The organism is Planktotalea sp. (genome assembly GCF_018607995.1).
Classification (GTDB): Bacteria; Pseudomonadota; Alphaproteobacteria; order Rhodobacterales; family Rhodobacteraceae; genus Planktotalea.
Genome location: NZ_JABBAL010000018.1, coordinates 45514 through 62004, shown reverse-complemented (window position 1 = coordinate 62004; position 16491 = coordinate 45514). Strand labels below are relative to the sequence as shown.

Sequence of the window (16491 nt, the reverse complement as noted above, 5' to 3'; positions counted from 1 at the left end):
CCGCAATAGCCCTCGCAGCAACCGTCATATTCTAGGCATGAGTCCTGACCCGAGGCGTAATTTCCTAACGACATGTGAAATTTCAAATTGAAAATAACTTTGCCGAAAAACCTATCTCTAGAAACAAAGTCTTTACCATTTCGCGCCAACAAAGCGGGCGAGGTGACAAAATGATCGATTGGTCCAAAGTAGAAGAATTGCGCAACAAAATCGGCGTTGACGATTTCGATAAAGTAGTCGAGCTTTTCTTGAGCGAAGTAGAAGACCGCATCGACGTAACGCTCACGAAAGCGGATAGCGAAAGTTTTGAAGAGGACCTACATTTCCTGAAAGGCAGCGCATTGAACTTGGGCTTCGATCAATTTGCCCAACTCTGTGGCGCGGGAGAGCAGCAAGCTGCAAATAGCGTGCCCTTTGATCGCATGGATGAGATTTCTTCGGCCTATCAGAACTCAAAAAATGTTCCTGGAGCATCTCTCGCCGGACGCTGCCGCATGAATTACACGAACTTGTGCATGTCCTTCAGCTCTCCTGTCTCCGACTCTCTCACAAACTTTCGTCGCAACCCCTTCATTCCTGAGAGCCAACTCGCATGATCTACACCCCTAAACCTGCAATAGTCCGCCACCTGAGGATGCGGCAAAATCATAAAATCTTTAGCCACAATGCCATTTAGAATTTGATGTGCCGCGTCATCAGCGGACAAAAGTGATCCCGACACAACCGTATCATCCGACATTTTTATCAAAGGCGTGGCGACGTATTGGGGGCAAACAACAGAAATATCGATGCCATCATCATTGTGCGAAATCGCAAGAGACTCGGCAAAACTGACAGCTGCGTGTTTAGTCGCTGAATACGCAGCATCCCCGATCTGATTCAGCAGGCCAGCGGCAGAGGCAACATTCACCAAATGGCCGTTACCCCGTTTGATCATGGTGGGAAGCAAAGCGCGCGCCGCATAAACATGCGACATCACATGAACTTCCCAATTTAATTGCCACACATCATTTGCAGCAGAGGCTGCATGCGCTGGTTCAGGCTTCGCCAAACCTGCATTAGAGATGAAGATATCCACATCTCCGAATTTTTTTCGCGCTGTTTCTATCAGATTTTGAACATCCGTTTCGCATCGAACATCGCAAGTAACAGCAACACCATTTACGTCTGTCGCGATGCGATGGGCCGCATCTTCGTTCAGATCACAGACACAAACATACGCACCATTCGCTGCAAACCCGCGCGCCAAAGCCGCGCCAATTCCGCTACCACCACCAGTAATAACAACCGATTTTCCAACAAACATAGTGATCCTCTAAATCAGGAATTGCGCTAAGATCTCATCATCTGTGATATCCGTATATCCAAATCCAGCGGCGCTTAATTTCGAAAGCAACACCGCAAAATTCTCCGCCTTTTTTGTTTCAAGACCTATCAGGACAGAACCAAAATTACGCGCGGATTTCTTAAGATATTCAAACCGACTGATGTCGTCATCAGGCCCAAGAATGCCCAAAAATTCCTTCAAAGCACCGGGTCGTTGCGGCATGCGCAGCACAAAATATTTCTTCAAACCTGCAAATCTTTGTGCGCGCTCTTTAACTTCGGGAAGCCGTTCAAAATCAAAGTTGCCACCAGAGGCAATGCAAACAACCGTCTGGCCTTTGATAACATCCCTTAAATCGATCAACGCATCTAAAGCCAAAGCACCCGCGGGCTCCAAAACGATGCCTTCAATGTTCAACATTTCAAGCATAGTAATGCACACGCGATCTTCTTGAATTTGGATGGTATCAGCTACAGACACAACTTTAAGACGCTCAAATGTGCGCATGCCAATCCGTCCGACCGCAGCACCATCTGCAAAGGTATCGACTTGCTCTAAATCAACCGGGCTGCCCGCGTGCAGTGCGGAAAAAAGACACGCGCCGCCACTCGGCTCAACAAAATTCATCGCACAGCGTTCGCCAAAGTAGCTGCGTGTTCCAGCAGACAAACCGCCGCCACCAACTGGCAAAACGATTCGATCTGGCAACGCGCCCAATTGCGATTCAATCTCGACTGCGACCGTAGCCTGCCCCTCAATGACATCTTCGTCATCGAAGGGGGACAAGAAATGACCATTCACCTCGGCGCAGTGACTTTGTGCAGCGCTTAGAGTATCGTCGAAATAGTCACCAATCAGCTTGATCTCGATCGTATCTCCACCGAAAATTCGCGTCTTATCAATCTTCTGCTGAGGCGTTGTAACAGGCATGAAAATCGTGCCTTTCACGCCAAAATGCTTGCACATATACGCAACGCCTTGCGCGTGATTACCCGCGCTCGCACAGACAAAATGGCCCTTTTCAGGATCATCACTCAGCACTTTTCGCATCGCATTGAAAGCACCGCGTAGTTTGTAAGATCGCACAGGGGACAAATCTTCGCGTTTCAGCCAAATATCCGCATCAAATTTTTCGGACAAATGTACGTTTCGCTGCAAAGGCGTTGGCGGCAGAACAGCGCGGATTGCGCGCTCTGCGAGTATCGCTCTATCTTGAAAACTGGTCATTCTTTGTGTCTGACGCAGCGCAAGCGTCCTTTCAAGCTTATAACAGCGGTGCTTATCTTGCTCCGCCTTGGAAAACACGGTATCGCGCGCTGAAATTCTTCTGAAAGGAACCCGCGATGACTGCGCCTAAAAAAGTCGTTTTGGCCTATTCCGGCGGCCTCGACACATCGATCATTTTGAAGTGGCTTGAAACAGAATACGGTTGCGAGGTCGTGACCTTCACCGCAGATCTTGGTCAGGGAGAAGAGCTGGAGCCGGCTCGTGCCAAAGCGGAACTCATGGGTGTCAAAGACATCTACATTGAAGATGTGCGCGAAGAATTTGTGCGCGATTTCGTGTTTCCAATGTTTCGCGCAAATGCGGTCTATGAAGGCTTGTACCTACTTGGCACTTCAATTGCGCGACCCTTGATTTCAAAACGTTTGATTGAAATCGCAGAGGAAGTCGGCGCAGACGCAATCGCTCACGGAGCGACGGGCAAGGGCAACGATCAGGTGCGGTTCGAATTGGCCGCATATGCACTGAACCCCGATATCAAAGTAATCGCCCCTTGGCGCGAATGGGATTTGTCGAGCCGCACGAAACTGCTTGATTTTGCAGAACAGCACCAGATTCCAATCGCGAAAGACAAGCGCGGCGAGGCCCCTTTTTCTGTCGATGCGAACCTGTTGCACACCTCATCCGAGGGCAAAGTGCTTGAGGATCCCGCCGTCAGCGCACCCGAATACGTGTATCAGCGCACAGTATCGCCCGAGGAAGCGCCAAACGAGGCTGAATTCATGGAGATCGGCTTTAAACGTGGCGACGCCGTGTCGATCAATGGCGAAGAGATGAGCCCTGCGACCATCTTAACGAAGCTCAATGAGGTTGGTGGAAAGCACGGTATTGGCCGGCTTGATTTCGTAGAAAATCGTTTCGTTGGAATGAAGTCCCGCGGCATTTACGAAACGCCGGGCGGCACTGTTCTGCTCGAGGCACATCGCGGCATTGAGCAAATCACGCTTGATAGCGGAGCCAGCCATTTGAAAGACAGCCTCATGCCACGCTACGCAGAGCTGATCTATAACGGCTTTTGGTTCAGCCCCGAACGTGAAATGTTGCAAGCTGCGATCGACAAAAGCCAAGAGCATGTGACAGGTACGGTTCGCCTGAAACTCTACAAAGGGTCAGCGACCTGCGTGGCGCGCTGGTCTGATCACAGCCTCTATTCAGAGGCGCATGTGACCTTTGAAGATGATGCGGGCGCCTACGATCAAAAGGATGCAGCAGGGTTCATCCAATTGAATGCCTTACGTCTGAAACTGCTTGCTGCACGCGCGCGTCATTTGAAAAAGTAGACACTAAATTAAAAGTTTTAGCGCTGCTAGCCTTTCATAGATTGGCAGCGCTTCTTCGTTAATCTTAGCTAGATCACCCTTCAAGACTGGCAGAGGCCCTTCCGTATCAGAGAAGCCCGTCGAGCGATGCACAGCGTCATACCAGTGCTTCGCCCAAACGCCATCGAAAGGTTTTGGACCGCTTTCCCAGGCCAACATCGCCGGATCCCACGCCAGATCAATGGCGTCACACAGCGCGCGAAGGCTTTTCTCTGGATGAGAGCGGATATAAGCAGAATCGATTACGATCGCTGACTGCCCCATTTCGATCACCTGCTCAAAAATATCCAACTGCTGCGTAAATCCGATATCAGACAGGCTTGGCGTATCGTGTTTATTCACCCAACTCGCTAGGATCCGCGACGGGTGACGGATTAGGAATACGTTCTTAGCCTTAGTTAACCAATCCCGGGCAATCGTAGGTAACATGTGTTGCGTCATGTGCTTTTGATACTGGTGCTCTGTCTTATCCGCAGAGCACAAATCCGCTATCACAGCGCCTGCATCGCTTTTTTGCGAAGCAATCACTGCATCTCGCATAGGATGCGCCAAACCTGTTTGCGTAAGATATGAAGCATAGAAAGGCTCATCGACCGCGCTCATGTCAGCGCGATTAGCAAAGCTGTACATAAGGGCGGTCGACAGGTTGCGCGGCCCCGACCACATCGCGATTTTCATAGACATTCCAATTTTTCTGGCACTGAAACAAATGGCTCCATGCGGGAAATTCCGCTCACCAAGCTATGACAAAGCATGACACACGATTGCTTGGCGCACCACCATCCGGCTAGCCTGCGTGAAAGCAGTTTACCCATGTTCCAACTTAAGCAAGTCAAGCCTGCCATCCTCGCGAGCCTTATCGTCATAGGTTTTGCGTTCCATTCAAAACCAGCTGAGGCTACCGGAACGGAATTTCCCATAGTCGCAGGTGGATGCTTTTGGTGCGTTGAGAGCGACTTTGAACGCGTGCCCGGCGTGAAAGAAGTTGTCTCCGGCTACATGGGCGGCAAGAAAAAGAACCCAACCTAAAAAGATGTCACGAAAGGCGGTTCGGGCCACTACGAAGCGGTTCAAATCCAGTTTGATCCCGCTAAGTTATTCCCTGACCAGCTGCTAAATATGTTCTTCCGTTCAGTTGATCCAATGGATGCGGGGGGCCAACTCTGTGACCGTAGCAATAGCTATTGTACAGTGGTTTTCGGCTCTAACAATGCGCAAAACGCTTCTGCGAAGGCAGCAAAGCAGGCGGCACAGAACGTGTTAGGTCAGAAGATCGTAACGCCGATCTCACAAGATGGGCAGTTCTACAAGGCCGAAGTCTACCACCAAGATACTACAAAGGCACCAAGCGCATGCTCACCCGATTTGGTGCGGTCAAACAATCAGACGCCTAGAAACGCTATTGCCAAGGATGTGGTTGCGACGCGAGAGTATAGCAACCTTGGGACAAAGCAGCATCGTTTTTATCCCACTAAAGACCAGAAAATTCCTCGACCTCTTTGAGGTCGGGGATCACGTCAGCGGTGCCCATGCGCGTCACCATCAAAGCGGCAGCTCGCATCGCAAGTGAAATTGACTGTCCCATAGTCAAACCGCGATCCAGTCCAGCCAGAACATACCCTGTGAACGTGTCGCCCGCGCCTGTCGTATCAATCGGGTCCACTTTGATTGCATCAAAGCTCTGATCGATTTCTCGCCCGATCCAACGCGCACCTTTCGCACCCAAGGTGATCACAATATCTGCGACTTCCAGCTCTTCAATCGATACGCCCAGCGCCGTCTCCAGTTGCTGTGCTTCGACCGCGTTTAAGATTAGAAAATCCAGATAGGGTAGCATTTCTTTCACGGCATTCGCATCAAAGGGGGCGGCTGCGTAACAAACCCGAAACCCCAATTTAGAACCCATTTTTGCAGCGATAACCTGCGCATTCGTTTCATTCTGCGTAACGAAAGTATCGCCTGTACTGCCGGAACTTAAAACACGCGCAATGCTGTCTTCCGAAATCTGGTGATTGGCTCCAGAAAACAGCGTGATTACGTTCTCCCCCGCATCATCGACAGTGATAATTGCATGGCCTGTTGGAACATCCAATTCCGCGATATGGCGGGTATCAATACCATACTCTAACAAACGATTTTTGGCCCAAAGTCCGTCGCGTCCGACCGCACCGATTTGCGCAACATGACTGCCAGCTCGTGCAGCGGCGACAGACATATTCGCGCCCTTACCACCAAGTCCGGTCTGCATCGACGTCGCCGCAAGTGTTTCACCCGGCCCAGGCAAATGCGGAACACAATACACATGATCTGCGTTGATCGACCCAAGATTGAAAATCGTCATACGAAGTCCTTTTCCACGCTAGCCAACCTTACAAGAGGCTAGAACCGCCATGTTCAAAATATCGTTCGCCGTTGAATTCGTCGAACAAATCTGGATCGACTTATCTATGCCGCTGAGGATTGGGCCAATCACAGTTGCGCCGGCGAGCTCCTGCATAAGCTTCACAGAAATGCTCGCTGAGTGACGCGCTGGTACGACAAGGATGTTCGCAGGGCCTGTCAAACGAGAGAACGGATACTGTTCAGCTGATTTGGCGTTCAACGCCACATCAACAGTCATCTCACCTTCGTATTCGAAATCGACACCACGTTCTTTCAACACATTCGGCGCAAGGTGCATTTTTTCGGCACGTTCAGACACGGGATACCCAAAGGTCGAGAAGCTGACAAAAGCGACTCGAGGCTCAATGCCCAAGTGGCGCGCAACATCAGCACCGCGTTCTGCGATAGTGGCAAGATCATGTTCATCCGGCCATTCATGCACAAGCGTGTCGGCCATCAGAACGATGCGTCCTTTGTGCAAAAGCGCAGTTACGCCGACGGCGCCATGTTTCGCATCTGCATCGAATACGTGGTTAACAAGCTCAAGCACATGCGCCGATTTTCGGGTCGCACCCGTCACCAAGCCATCACCATGTCCATGAGCCAACATAAGCGACGAAAATACATGCCGATCCCGTGACGCGATTCGATGCACGTCAATTTTGTCGTACCCTTTGCGCTGCAAACGCTCATACAGATAGTCTTTGTAGACGTCCAAGTGCTGCGTATTCGCAGCATTTACGATTTCCAACTCGCGGAACGCATCGCCCAATCCGGCCTCTTCCAGCTTGGTTTTGACATCATTCGAACGACCCACAACCAGCGCTTTTCCGAGGCCATTTCTTTGATACATAACAGCCGCACGCAGCACACGCGGATCATCGCCTTCTGCGAAAATCATGCGCGCCTGAGCAGAGCGCGCACGCGCATTGATCCCACGCAAAATGCTCGCAGTTGGATCCATACGCGTTTTCAACGACAGCTCATATGCCTCCATGTCAATAATCGGCCGACGCGCAACGCCCGTCTTCATACCAGCCTTCGCTACAGCTGGCGGAATACGGTGAATGAGGCGCGGATCAAAAGGCGTTGGAATGATGTAATCACGGCCAAATGTCAGGTTCTTACCATAGGCGAGCGCAACTTCGTCAGGCACATCTTCGCGAGCAAGATTGGCAAGAGCATGAGCGCATGCAATCTTCATTTCATCGTTAATCGCACGGGCATGAATGTCCAAAGCACCGCGGAAAAGGTAGGGAAAACCAAGCACGTTGTTAACCTGATTTGGATAATCGCTACGCCCCGTCGCAACAATCGCGTCAGCGCGAACTTCTTGCGCTTCTTCGGGTATAATCTCTGGATCTGGGTTGGCCATTGCAAAAATGACAGGATTATCTGCCATGCTGATAACCATGTCCTGCGTAACCGCACCCTTAACAGAAACACCAAGGAATACGTCTGCGCCCTTCATCGCTTCGTCCAAAGTACGCAGCTCGGTTGTGATCGCGTGGGCAGATTTCCATTGATTCATACCTTCGGTACGGCCTTGATAAATCACACCTTTAGTATCACAAACGATGCAATTGTTATGCTTTGCACCCATGCACTTCAGCAATTCGATGCACGCGATCCCAGCAGCACCTGCGCCATTAAGGACGATCTTCACATCCTCGATCTTCTTGCCGCTAAGGTGAAGCGCGTTCAAAAGACCCGCAGCACAAATAACGGCCGTTCCATGTTGATCATCGTGGAAAACTGGGATGTCCATTTCTTCCTTGAGACGCTGCTCAATGATGAAACACTCTGGCGCTTTGATATCCTCAAGGTTAATGCCACCAAACGTCGGACCCATTAACCTTACCGCATCGCAAAACTTATCTGGATCTTCTGTATCGAGCTCAATATCGATCGAATTCACATCCGCGAACCGCTTGAAAAGGACCGCCTTCCCTTCCATCACAGGCTTGGAGCCAAGCGCGCCCAAGTTGCCCAAACCAAGTACTGCCGTGCCGTTTGAAATCACCGCAACAAGGTTGCCTTTGTTAGTGTAATCATACGCCAGTTCAGGGTTTTCGGCGATTGCCTCACAAGGCACAGCAACACCCGGTGAATACGCCAAAGAAAGATCGCGCTGGGTCGTCATCGGAACAGTCGCGCTAATCTCAAATTTGCCCGGTGTCGGCTCTAAGTGGAACGCCAGAGCGTCTTCATCGGTGATCTTTTGCTTGGACATAACTTCGCGTTCCTTTTGCATTCTAGCCGTTCAACTTTTGCATTCTGTTCGCACAACAACAACACTGTTTTCGCCTTTTCCCTACGCTCTCCTATCGCTACTCTACGCTCGAATTTCGAGGGATTTTCATGAGCACTGCCAAACCAACCGTAACGCCCATGATGGCGCAATTCCTTGAGATCAAGGAAAGCTACCCCGACGCTTTGCTGTTCTATCGCATGGGTGACTTTTACGAGTTGTTTTTCGATGACGCCGTCGCCGCGTCTGAAGCCTTGGATATTGCCCTGACCAAACGTGGCAAACACGAGGGTAGCGAAATCCCCATGTGTGGCGTGCCGCATCATGCCGCTGAGGGTTATTTGCTAACGCTGATCCGCAAAGGTTTTCGCGTCGCTGTGTGCGAGCAAATGGAAAGCCCGGCCGAGGCAAAGAAACGTGGCGGTAAATCCGTTGTGCGCCGCGAAGTTGTACGCCTAGTGACACCCGGCACTTTGACTGAAGAAAGCCTGCTTGATGCGCGTCGTCACAACTACCTTGCCGCCTATGCAGATGTACGCGGCGACGGGGCTTTAGCGTGGGCCGATATGTCCACAGGCGCGTTTCATGTTATGCCGTTGAGTACCATGCGTCTGTCTCCAGAACTCGCGCGACTCGCGCCGAGTGAAGTCATTCTTTCTGATATATCAGACACTGAAACCGTCAATTTAGTATCTGAAATGGGCGCATCCGTCTCACCGCTTTCCCCCGGTGCATTTGATAGCACGCAGGGCACGAAACGTATCTGCGATGTATTTCAAATCGCTTCTCTCGATGCGTTTGGCGAGTTCACGCGCCCCGAAATTTCCGCGATGAGCGCTTTGATCGAATACCTCGAAATCACTCAAAAGGGGAAGCTTCCACTACTGCGCCCTCCGCAGAAAGAGAGCAGCGGCGGCACCATGCAGATCGACGCTGCGACACGTCGTAACTTGGAACTTACGCAAAGCCTGTCAGGTGGTCGCAAAGACACGCTTTTGGCTGTGATTGATCGCAGCGTCACGGCTGGTGGCGGGCGCCTTTTGGAACGACGCTTGTCCAGTCCGTCTCGCGATCTGGCAACGATCCAAGCACGGCTTGATGCCGTAAGCTGGTTTTTCGAACACTCACGCGCAACCGAAGATCTGCGCAGCACATTGCGTAGAGTTCCTGACTTGGACCGTGCTCTGTCTCGTATATCTCTCGAACGCGGCGGCCCGCGCGATATTGCTGCTATCAGAAATGGGCTAGAGCAGGCTGAAGCGATCCAAGCCAATGATCTTCCGGATTCCTCGAGCCTTATTCAACAAAGCATAGCCTCACTTGGCGGTCATGAAGATCTGATTAACCTTCTCAACGACGCCCTTGTTGCTGAACCCCCCTTGCTTGCCCGTGACGGTGGGTTTGTGGCGTCCGGCTACGATAGTGAACTTGATCAAACGCGTGCGCTCCGCGACGAGGGGCGTAGCGTTATCGCGTCTATGCAAAAGAATTACGCAGAAATTGCCGGCGTCGCGTCGCTTAAGGTCAAGCACAACAATGTTCTTGGCTACTTTATCGAAACCACCGCAACTCATGCAGAAAAGATGCTTGCGCCGCCATTGAATGAAACCTTCATTCACCGTCAAACAACTGCAAATCAGGTGCGATTTACGACGATCGAACTCTCTGAAATCGAGACTAAAATTTTGAACGCGGGTAATCGTGCGCTTGAGATTGAAAAACGCCATTTTCAGACTCTAACAAAGGCAATATTGTCTAGTGCGTCAGAAATTTCCAACACATCCCGTGCCCTCGCAGAGATTGACCTAAACGCCAGTCTTGCCGCACTCGCAAGTGCTGAGGATTGGAATAGGCCCTCCGTTGATACCAGTCGTACTTTCGATATTGAGGCTGGTCGTCATCCTGTGGTTGAACAAGCGCTACACAATCAAGGCGGCGCACCGTTCATCGCTAACAATTGCGATCTGGCAGACGGGAATGACGGTGCCGCAATCTGGCTTCTCACGGGCCCGAACATGGCCGGTAAATCAACGTTTCTTAGACAAAACGCGCTGATCTCAGTGCTCGCCCAGATGGGTAGTTTTGTTCCAGCTGACAGTGCGCACATCGGTATTATTAGTCAGTTATTCAGCCGCGTTGGTGCCTCTGATGATCTCGCACGTGGGCGCTCTACCTTTATGGTCGAAATGGTTGAAACTGCTGCAATCCTGAACCAAGCCGACGAAAATGCTTTAGTCATCCTCGATGAAATCGGTCGCGGCACGGCGACATATGACGGCCTTTCCATCGCTTGGGCCACGCTCGAACACCTGCACAACGTGAACAAATCACGCGCGCTTTTCGCGACCCACTATCACGAACTAACAAACCTCACCGCCAAGCTTGAGGGAGCAGAAAACGCAACAATCTCCGTACGAGAGTGGGAAGGCGACGTCATCTTCCTCCATGAGGTTATCAAGGGCGCCGCTGACAGAAGTTATGGTGTCCAAGTTGCTAAACTCGCGGGCCTCCCCGCTGCAGTGGTTGAACGCGCGCGTATCGTTTTGGATGCCTTGGAAAAAGGTGAACGCGAGGGCGGTGGTCAAAAAGCAGTCATCGACGACTTACCGCTCTTTTCTGCGACCCCTCCCCCACCACCAATCCAAACAAAACAGTCGCCAGCGATAGATTTGCTCAACGACATTCACCCAGATGATCTAAGCCCGAAAGATGCGCTTAACCTCATCTACAAACTAAAAGAGGCGTCGCAAAATTAATCGCAACGCCGCTCTTCATCTTGCTAAAAAACTCAAAACCAACCGTTTAACCAGGTGTTGAGCTTACCCCAACTTGCGCAGGCCGTAGTAAACGGTCGTGCAGCATAAACCCTTCCGCAGCGATCTGAATGATCTCACCAGCTTTGGTGCCGGGCACAGGCGCTTCGAACATAGCTTGGTGCAATTTTGGATCGAACTTGTCGCCAACTTCAGGCGAAACAGGCACGATGCCATGCTTTCCAAATACGTTAACCAACTCGCGCATCGTAAGCTCAATACCTTCGATCAACGCAGAAGACACCTCGCGCTGCTCATCAGTTGCCGCTTCCAATGCACGCTTCATGTTGTCGTAGACAGGCAACAAATCACGCGCCAGCTTAGAGCCGCCATAATTCTCCGCCTCACGACGATCCCGATCAGAACGTTTTCGCGAATTTTCAGCATCGGCCAAAGCGCGCATGAAGCGGTCTTTGAACTCGTCACGCTCCGCCGTCATAACAGCCAAAGCGTCTGCTTCCAGTTCTTCTTCAGTTGGCTCTGCTTCTTCTTGCTCATCAAACTCTGCCTCTAGCGCGTCCAAATCATCCAAGAATTCGTTTTCATCACGATCAGCCATATCTCTACCCTCTAATTCCGGTCAGAAATCAGCTTCCCGACCAGTTGCGCCGTATAATCCACAATCGGCACGATCCGTCCATAATTCAGACGCGTCGGGCCAATCACGCCAACAGCACCAATAATTTTTCGTTCAGCGTTCATATAAGGAGAAACAACCAAAGAGGAACCCGAAAGTGAAAAAAGTTTGTTCTCAGAACCAATAAAAATGCGCACACCATCGCCGTCTTGTGTCAACTCTAGAAAATCAGCAATATCGCGCTTGCGCTCAAGGTCATCAAAGAGCGTTCTGATGCGTTCCAGTTCTTCCTCTTCCGCCTCCCCCGCAAGCAAATTCGAACGTCCTCGCACGATCAAACGCTCATGATTTTCACCCTCATTTTCCCAAACTGCTAATCCACTATCGATCATATCACGCGCAAGCACATCGATTTCCTGCCGCCGCGCGGCGATCTCGTGTTTGATGACTGTTTGAAGCTCAGAAAGCGTGCGTCCCTCCATCAGGGCATTCAGGAAATTGGCCGCTTCCCGCATGGAACTGGGCGTTTGGCCCGGTGGAGGTATGAACAATCGGTTCTCCACATGGCCATCACCAAACACAAGCACCACCAAAGCGCGATCCGTTGCCAAGGACACAAACTCAATGTGCTTGATCGGCGCTTCATGCTTCGGGGTCAGTACCAATGACGCGCCTTGCGTCACACCAGACAACGCGGACCCAACACGATCCAGCAAGTCACCCACATCAGAGCCATTTCCAACCGTCGAATTGATCTTTACGCGGTCATCGTTGTTCAGATCATCCACCTCAAGCAGACCATCGACAAACATGCGCAAACCTTTTTGTGTCGGTACGCGTCCCGAGCTAATATGCGGACTTCCCAACAGACCTAAAAGTTCCAGATCCTGCATCACATTGCGGATCGTCGCAGCGCTTACCTTTTCAGACAGCGAGCGCGTCAAAGTACGTGAACCGACAGGCTCACCATTCGCGAGATATCCTTCGACAATCTGGCGAAATACCTCGCGTGAACGATCGTTCATTTCCGACAAAATCTGTGGACTGCCTTGCATGTTCATCACCATTAACAACGACCCATTAAGTACGCCCTAAGTCTCAAAGGTCAATCGGGGTTGCGCATTGCGTTGACACCCCTGTATTCCATAGCCAAATCGAAAGGATATCTCATGCGACCTTCAGGACGTGACCTAAACCAAATGCGCGACGTTTCTATCGAAACCAACGTGACCAAACATGCCGAAGGCTCTTGCATGATCAAGATGGGCGACACGCATGTGCTTTGCACCGCCACGCTTGAAAATCGTGTGCCGCCTTTCATCAAAGGCTCCGGTCTTGGTTGGGTCACTGCAGAATATGGTATGCTTCCTCGTTCCACCACATCGCGAATGCGTCGTGAAGCAACAGCAGGCAAACAAGGCGGTAGAACCGTCGAAATTCAGAGACTAATAGGTCGTTCTTTGCGTGCTGGCGTGGATCGCGTCGCTTTGGGTGAACGTCAAATCACCGTCGATTGCGATGTGATCCAAGCCGATGGTGGCACGCGCTGCGCTTCCATAACGGGCGGTTGGGTCGCTTTGAAATTGGCCGTGAATAAGCTGATCAAGGTGGGCGAGATCACCTCTAACCCGTTGATTAGCCCCGTTGCGGCGATATCTTGTGGCATCTACGCAGGTCAGCCTGTGCTTGATCTCGACTATCCAGAAGATTCCGAGGCTGGCGTAGATGGCAACTTCATCATGCTCGCCAACGGTCAAATGATCGAAACGCAGATGAGCGCTGAGGGCAGCACATATTCTCGAGATCAAATGAACCAGCTAATTGATCTGGCGGAAAAGGGCGTTTCTGAACTTGCCACAATGCAATTGGCCGCTTCCGCATGAGCCGGAAATTCTCAGGCGACACGCTTTTGATCGCGACCCACAATGCTGGAAAGCTGGAAGAAATGCGCGAATTGCTCGCCCCATTCGGGGTCAGCGTCCTTGGAGCGGCTGAGAAGAACTTAGCGGAGCCTGAGGAAACCGAAGACAACTTCATCGGCAACGCGCGTATCAAAGCGCATGCCGCTGTTAAGGCAACAGGCCTGCCCGCCCTTTCCGACGATAGCGGGATCGAGGTTGAAGCACTGAACAATGAACCCGGCGTTTACACTGCTGATTGGGCTGAAACGCCCAGTGGCCGTGACTTTGTGATGGCTATGACGAAAACCCATGACAAACTCGAAGCGGTAAGCGCGCCCCACCCCCGTCGCGCGCGTTTTTGCTCTACGTTGGTGCTCGCGTGGCCCGATGGCCATGATGAGGTGTTTGAGGGAAGGGTTATCGGCTCACTAGTATGGCCCATGCGTGGCCAGGTTGGTCATGGCTATGACCCCATGTTTATGCCTAACGGATATGACATCACGTTCGGGGAAATGGCGTTTGAAAAGAAGAATGAAATCAGCCATCGCGCTGACGCATTCGAAAAACTGGTAAAGGGTTGCTTTGAACGCTGATTGGCAAAATGGTGGCTTTGGCATTTATGTGCACTGGCCCTTTTGCGAGGCGAAATGCCCATACTGCGATTTCAACTCACATGTTTCACGTGAAATGGACGAAGCACGCTGGCTCAGCGCCTATCTCTGCGAATTAGATCGCGCTGCTGTTGAGTTATCGGGTCGCGTGGTGAATGCTGTTTTCTTTGGCGGCGGCACGCCCAGCCTCATGCATCCCGACACGGTCGCCGCAATCATCGAACGCATCCGCAAACATTGGCCGATGCCCAACGATCCTGAAATCACGCTCGAGGCAAATCCTGGTTCTGTCGAAGCTGGCCGATTTCGCGGCTATGCAGATGGCGGCGTCACGCGAATCTCAATGGGAGTGCAAGCTCTCAATGATCGCGACTTGAAACGCCTTGGTCGTATTCATACAGTTGATGAAGCAAAGAAAGCCTTCGATATAGCACGTTCAACTTTTGAGCGGGTTTCTTTCGATCTTATCTACGCAAGGCAGGATCAAACGCTGCAAGACTGGAAAAAAGAGCTCAATGAAGCCCTTTGTTTGGCAATCGATCATCTCTCCCTTTATCAGCTAACTATCGAAAAAGGCACGGCTTTCTCGGCGCGTTACGAAAAAGGCGGTCTCACAGGGCTTCCTATGGAGGATCTCGCTGCAGATATGTACGACGCAACCAACGAGCTCTGCGAGAGAGCCGGTCTCTTTGGCTACGAAGTCTCCAATTATGCCAAGCCCGGTGCGGAGTCGCGGCACAACCTAATCTATTGGCGCTATGGCGACTACCTTGGCATTGGCCCTGGTGCGCATGGTCGTCTTACCCTGGATGGCACAAAATACGCGACTGAACATTACAAGATGCCAAATGCATGGCTTGAAAATAGCGAACGCGGCAAGGGCGAAAAAATTCGTGACGGCCTTAGCAACACAGATCAAGCTAACGAATACCTGATTATGGGCCTTCGCATTACCGAGGGCATGGATAGAACGCGACTGGAAAACCTGGCTGGCGCGCCTGTCGATCAATGCACTCTAGATCATTTGAATGACCTAAACCTGATTACGCAGGACGGCGCCATTCTGCGCACCACTCCACAAGGGCGCTTGCTTTTGAATTCTGTGATCGGCGAATTGTTCTTCTAACTGTTGCTAAGAATGCGGCAAATCTCGTCAAGCTGATCTAAGTACGCATACTTGATGCTCACCTGACCAGACTCTCCACCTGCCTTGTGGTCCACAGAAACTGTCAATCCCAAAGCCGCAGAAAGATCACTTTCGAGCGCTTTAGTGTCTGCATCTTTCTCTTTCCTACTACTTTTTTCGCGCGATGAAGGCGAAGAACTACCATCATCTTTCTTCTTCGCCAAAGCTTCTGTCGCGCGAACTGACAGCCCATGTTGCACGACTTGCTTTGCAAGTGCTGATGGATCGTCAGAAGTAATCAGCGCACGCGCATGTCCTGCTGAAAGTTTTCCGTCCACTAGCATATCCTGTACATTACTCGGCAACTGCAACAAACGCATCAAATTCGCAACGTGACTGCGGCTTTTGCCAAGTTCTTCAGCAAGCTTTTCCTGCGTATGGCCAAACTTATCCATCAACTGACGATAGCCCGCTGCCTCTTCGACAGGGTTAAGATCTGCGCGTTGAATGTTCTCAATGATCGCAACTTCTAGAACTTCGGTATCCGTAAAATCGCGAACGAGAATAGGAATTTCATGAAGTTGCGCCATCTGCGCCGCACGCCAGCGACGTTCGCCAGCTACAATTTCGTATTCATCTTTCCCATTGGCTCGCTTGCGCACAATCAAAGGCTGGATAATGCCTTTGGCTTTGATAGACGCTGACAGGTCTTGCAGATGCTCGTCCGTAAAGCTTCTACGCGGTTGATCAGGGTTTGGAAAAACCTTCTCGATCGGAACGACCAAATCGGGGCGCGCGGGCGTTGTAACTGTGTTTGTTGATTCAGGACCTACATCCGCCATCAAAGCGGACAATCCACGCCCTAAACCACGGTTCTTTTTGCTATCTGCCATGATTTTT

At 51.3% G+C, this 16491-nt stretch carries 14 protein-coding genes and 1 pseudogene; 7 read left to right on the top strand and 8 right to left on the bottom strand.

The genetic code is table 11. The features are described from left to right. The first annotated feature begins 74 nt into the window (after positions 1-74). Complete coding sequence (locus QZ280_RS07435) at positions 75-596, top strand: Hpt domain-containing protein (RefSeq protein ID WP_293442045.1); 522 nt, start codon at positions 75-77, stop codon at positions 594-596. Here the strand turns inward: QZ280_RS07435 and QZ280_RS07430 are convergent. Next, positions 500-1306, bottom strand: coding sequence for an SDR family oxidoreductase (locus tag QZ280_RS07430; RefSeq protein ID WP_293442042.1), 807 nt, complete (start codon positions 1304-1306; stop codon positions 500-502). The two genes, QZ280_RS07435 and QZ280_RS07430, sit on opposite strands and share 97 nt — an antisense overlap. 9 nt (positions 1307-1315) lie before the next feature. Then, on the bottom strand, positions 1316-2554 hold the full coding sequence (ilvA, locus tag QZ280_RS07425) for a threonine ammonia-lyase IlvA (protein ID WP_293442039.1): 1239 nt from the start codon (positions 2552-2554) through the stop codon (positions 1316-1318). A 116-nt stretch (positions 2555-2670) separates the two neighbouring features. Here ilvA and QZ280_RS07420 point away from each other — a divergent pair, with 116 nt between their 5' ends. Then, positions 2671-3891: an argininosuccinate synthase gene (locus QZ280_RS07420; RefSeq protein WP_293442036.1), complete on the top strand. Its 1221-nt coding sequence runs from the start codon at positions 2671-2673 to the stop codon at positions 3889-3891. A gap of 3 nt (positions 3892-3894) precedes the next feature. On the opposite strand, the gene QZ280_RS07415 is transcribed toward QZ280_RS07420, so the two are convergent. Continuing rightward, positions 3895-4608 (bottom strand): HAD family hydrolase, encoded by a 714-nt coding sequence (locus QZ280_RS07415; protein WP_293442033.1) that lies wholly within the window; start codon positions 4606-4608, stop codon positions 3895-3897. Positions 4609-4743: 135 nt separating this feature from the next. Here QZ280_RS07415 and msrA point away from each other — a divergent pair. Next, positions 4744-5366 (top strand): annotated as a pseudogene (gene msrA, locus QZ280_RS07410) (peptide-methionine (S)-S-oxide reductase MsrA). Between the two features lie 35 nt (positions 5367-5401). On the opposite strand, the gene QZ280_RS07405 reads toward msrA, so the two are convergent. Continuing rightward, positions 5402-6271, bottom strand: coding sequence for a ribokinase (locus QZ280_RS07405; RefSeq protein WP_293442030.1), 870 nt, complete (start codon positions 6269-6271; stop codon positions 5402-5404). A gap of 18 nt (positions 6272-6289) precedes the next feature. Further along, positions 6290-8545 (bottom strand): NADP-dependent malic enzyme, encoded by a 2256-nt coding sequence (locus tag QZ280_RS07400; protein ID WP_293442027.1) that lies wholly within the window; start codon positions 8543-8545, stop codon positions 6290-6292. Between the two features lie 158 nt (positions 8546-8703). Between QZ280_RS07400 and mutS the strand changes: the two genes are divergently transcribed. Continuing rightward, complete coding sequence (mutS, locus tag QZ280_RS07395; RefSeq protein ID WP_293442048.1) at positions 8704-11319, top strand: DNA mismatch repair protein MutS; 2616 nt, start codon at positions 8704-8706, stop codon at positions 11317-11319. 46 nt (positions 11320-11365) lie between these two features. Here mutS and QZ280_RS07390 read toward each other — a convergent pair whose 3' ends face one another. Together QZ280_RS07390 and hrcA are read right to left on the bottom strand one after the other, a co-directional pair. After that, the gene (locus tag QZ280_RS07390; RefSeq protein WP_293442024.1) at positions 11366-11935 is read right to left on the bottom strand and encodes a nucleotide exchange factor GrpE; all 570 of its coding nucleotides are present in this window, start codon (positions 11933-11935) and stop codon (positions 11366-11368) included. Positions 11936-11946: 11 nt separating this feature from the next. Then, positions 11947-13008 carry a heat-inducible transcriptional repressor HrcA gene (hrcA, locus tag QZ280_RS07385; protein WP_293442021.1) on the bottom strand — a complete coding sequence of 354 codons (1062 nt, stop codon included), beginning with the start codon at positions 13006-13008 and terminating at the stop codon, positions 11947-11949. 114 nt (positions 13009-13122) lie between these two features. On the opposite strand from hrcA, the gene rph reads away from it, so the two are divergent. Genes rph through hemW form a run of 3 tightly spaced genes read left to right on the top strand, consistent with a single transcriptional unit; the run spans position 13123 to position 15591 of the window. Further along, positions 13123-13836 (top strand): ribonuclease PH, encoded by a 714-nt coding sequence (gene rph / locus QZ280_RS07380; protein WP_293442018.1) that lies wholly within the window; start codon positions 13123-13125, stop codon positions 13834-13836. Next, positions 13833-14447: an RdgB/HAM1 family non-canonical purine NTP pyrophosphatase gene (gene rdgB / locus QZ280_RS07375; protein WP_293442015.1), complete on the top strand. Its 615-nt coding sequence runs from the start codon at positions 13833-13835 to the stop codon at positions 14445-14447. The genes rph and rdgB overlap by 4 nt, the downstream gene beginning before the upstream one ends. Next, entirely contained in the window at positions 14437-15591 is a 1155-nt protein-coding gene (gene hemW / locus QZ280_RS07370) for a radical SAM family heme chaperone HemW (protein WP_293442012.1), read from the top strand. The genes rdgB and hemW overlap by 11 nt, the downstream gene beginning before the upstream one ends. On the opposite strand, the gene QZ280_RS07365 is transcribed toward hemW, so the two are convergent. Then, the gene (locus tag QZ280_RS07365) at positions 15588-16484 is read right to left on the bottom strand and encodes a ParB/RepB/Spo0J family partition protein (RefSeq protein ID WP_293442009.1); all 897 of its coding nucleotides are present in this window, start codon (positions 16482-16484) and stop codon (positions 15588-15590) included. The two genes, hemW and QZ280_RS07365, sit on opposite strands and share 4 nt — an antisense overlap. Positions 16485-16491: the final 7 nt, after the last annotated feature.

Bases quoted from the DNA above. Each gene is read 5' to 3' on its own strand.
- QZ280_RS07430 (WP_293442042.1), bottom strand. From the start codon at position 1,306: ATGTTTGTTGGAAAATCGGTTGTTATTACTGGTGGTGGTAGCGGAATT.
- ilvA (WP_293442039.1), bottom strand. From the start codon at position 2,554: ATGACCAGTTTTCAAGATAGAGCGATACTCGCAGAGCGCGCAATCCGC.
- QZ280_RS07420 (WP_293442036.1), top strand. From the start codon at position 2,671: ATGACTGCGCCTAAAAAAGTCGTTTTGGCCTATTCCGGCGGCCTCGAC.
- QZ280_RS07415 (WP_293442033.1), bottom strand. From the start codon at position 4,608: ATGAAAATCGCGATGTGGTCGGGGCCGCGCAACCTGTCGACCGCCCTT.
- QZ280_RS07405 (WP_293442030.1), bottom strand. From the start codon at position 6,271: ATGACGATTTTCAATCTTGGGTCGATCAACGCAGATCATGTGTATTGT.
- QZ280_RS07400 (WP_293442027.1), bottom strand. From the start codon at position 8,545: ATGTCCAAGCAAAAGATCACCGATGAAGACGCTCTGGCGTTCCACTTA.
- mutS (WP_293442048.1), top strand. From the start codon at position 8,704: ATGATGGCGCAATTCCTTGAGATCAAGGAAAGCTACCCCGACGCTTTG.
- QZ280_RS07390 (WP_293442024.1), bottom strand. From the start codon at position 11,935: ATGGCTGATCGTGATGAAAACGAATTCTTGGATGATTTGGACGCGCTA.
- hrcA (WP_293442021.1), bottom strand. From the start codon at position 13,008: ATGCAAGGCAGTCCACAGATTTTGTCGGAAATGAACGATCGTTCACGC.
- rph (WP_293442018.1), top strand. From the start codon at position 13,123: ATGCGACCTTCAGGACGTGACCTAAACCAAATGCGCGACGTTTCTATC.
- rdgB (WP_293442015.1), top strand. From the start codon at position 13,833: ATGAGCCGGAAATTCTCAGGCGACACGCTTTTGATCGCGACCCACAAT.
- QZ280_RS07365 (WP_293442009.1), bottom strand. From the start codon at position 16,484: ATGGCAGATAGCAAAAAGAACCGTGGTTTAGGGCGTGGATTGTCCGCT.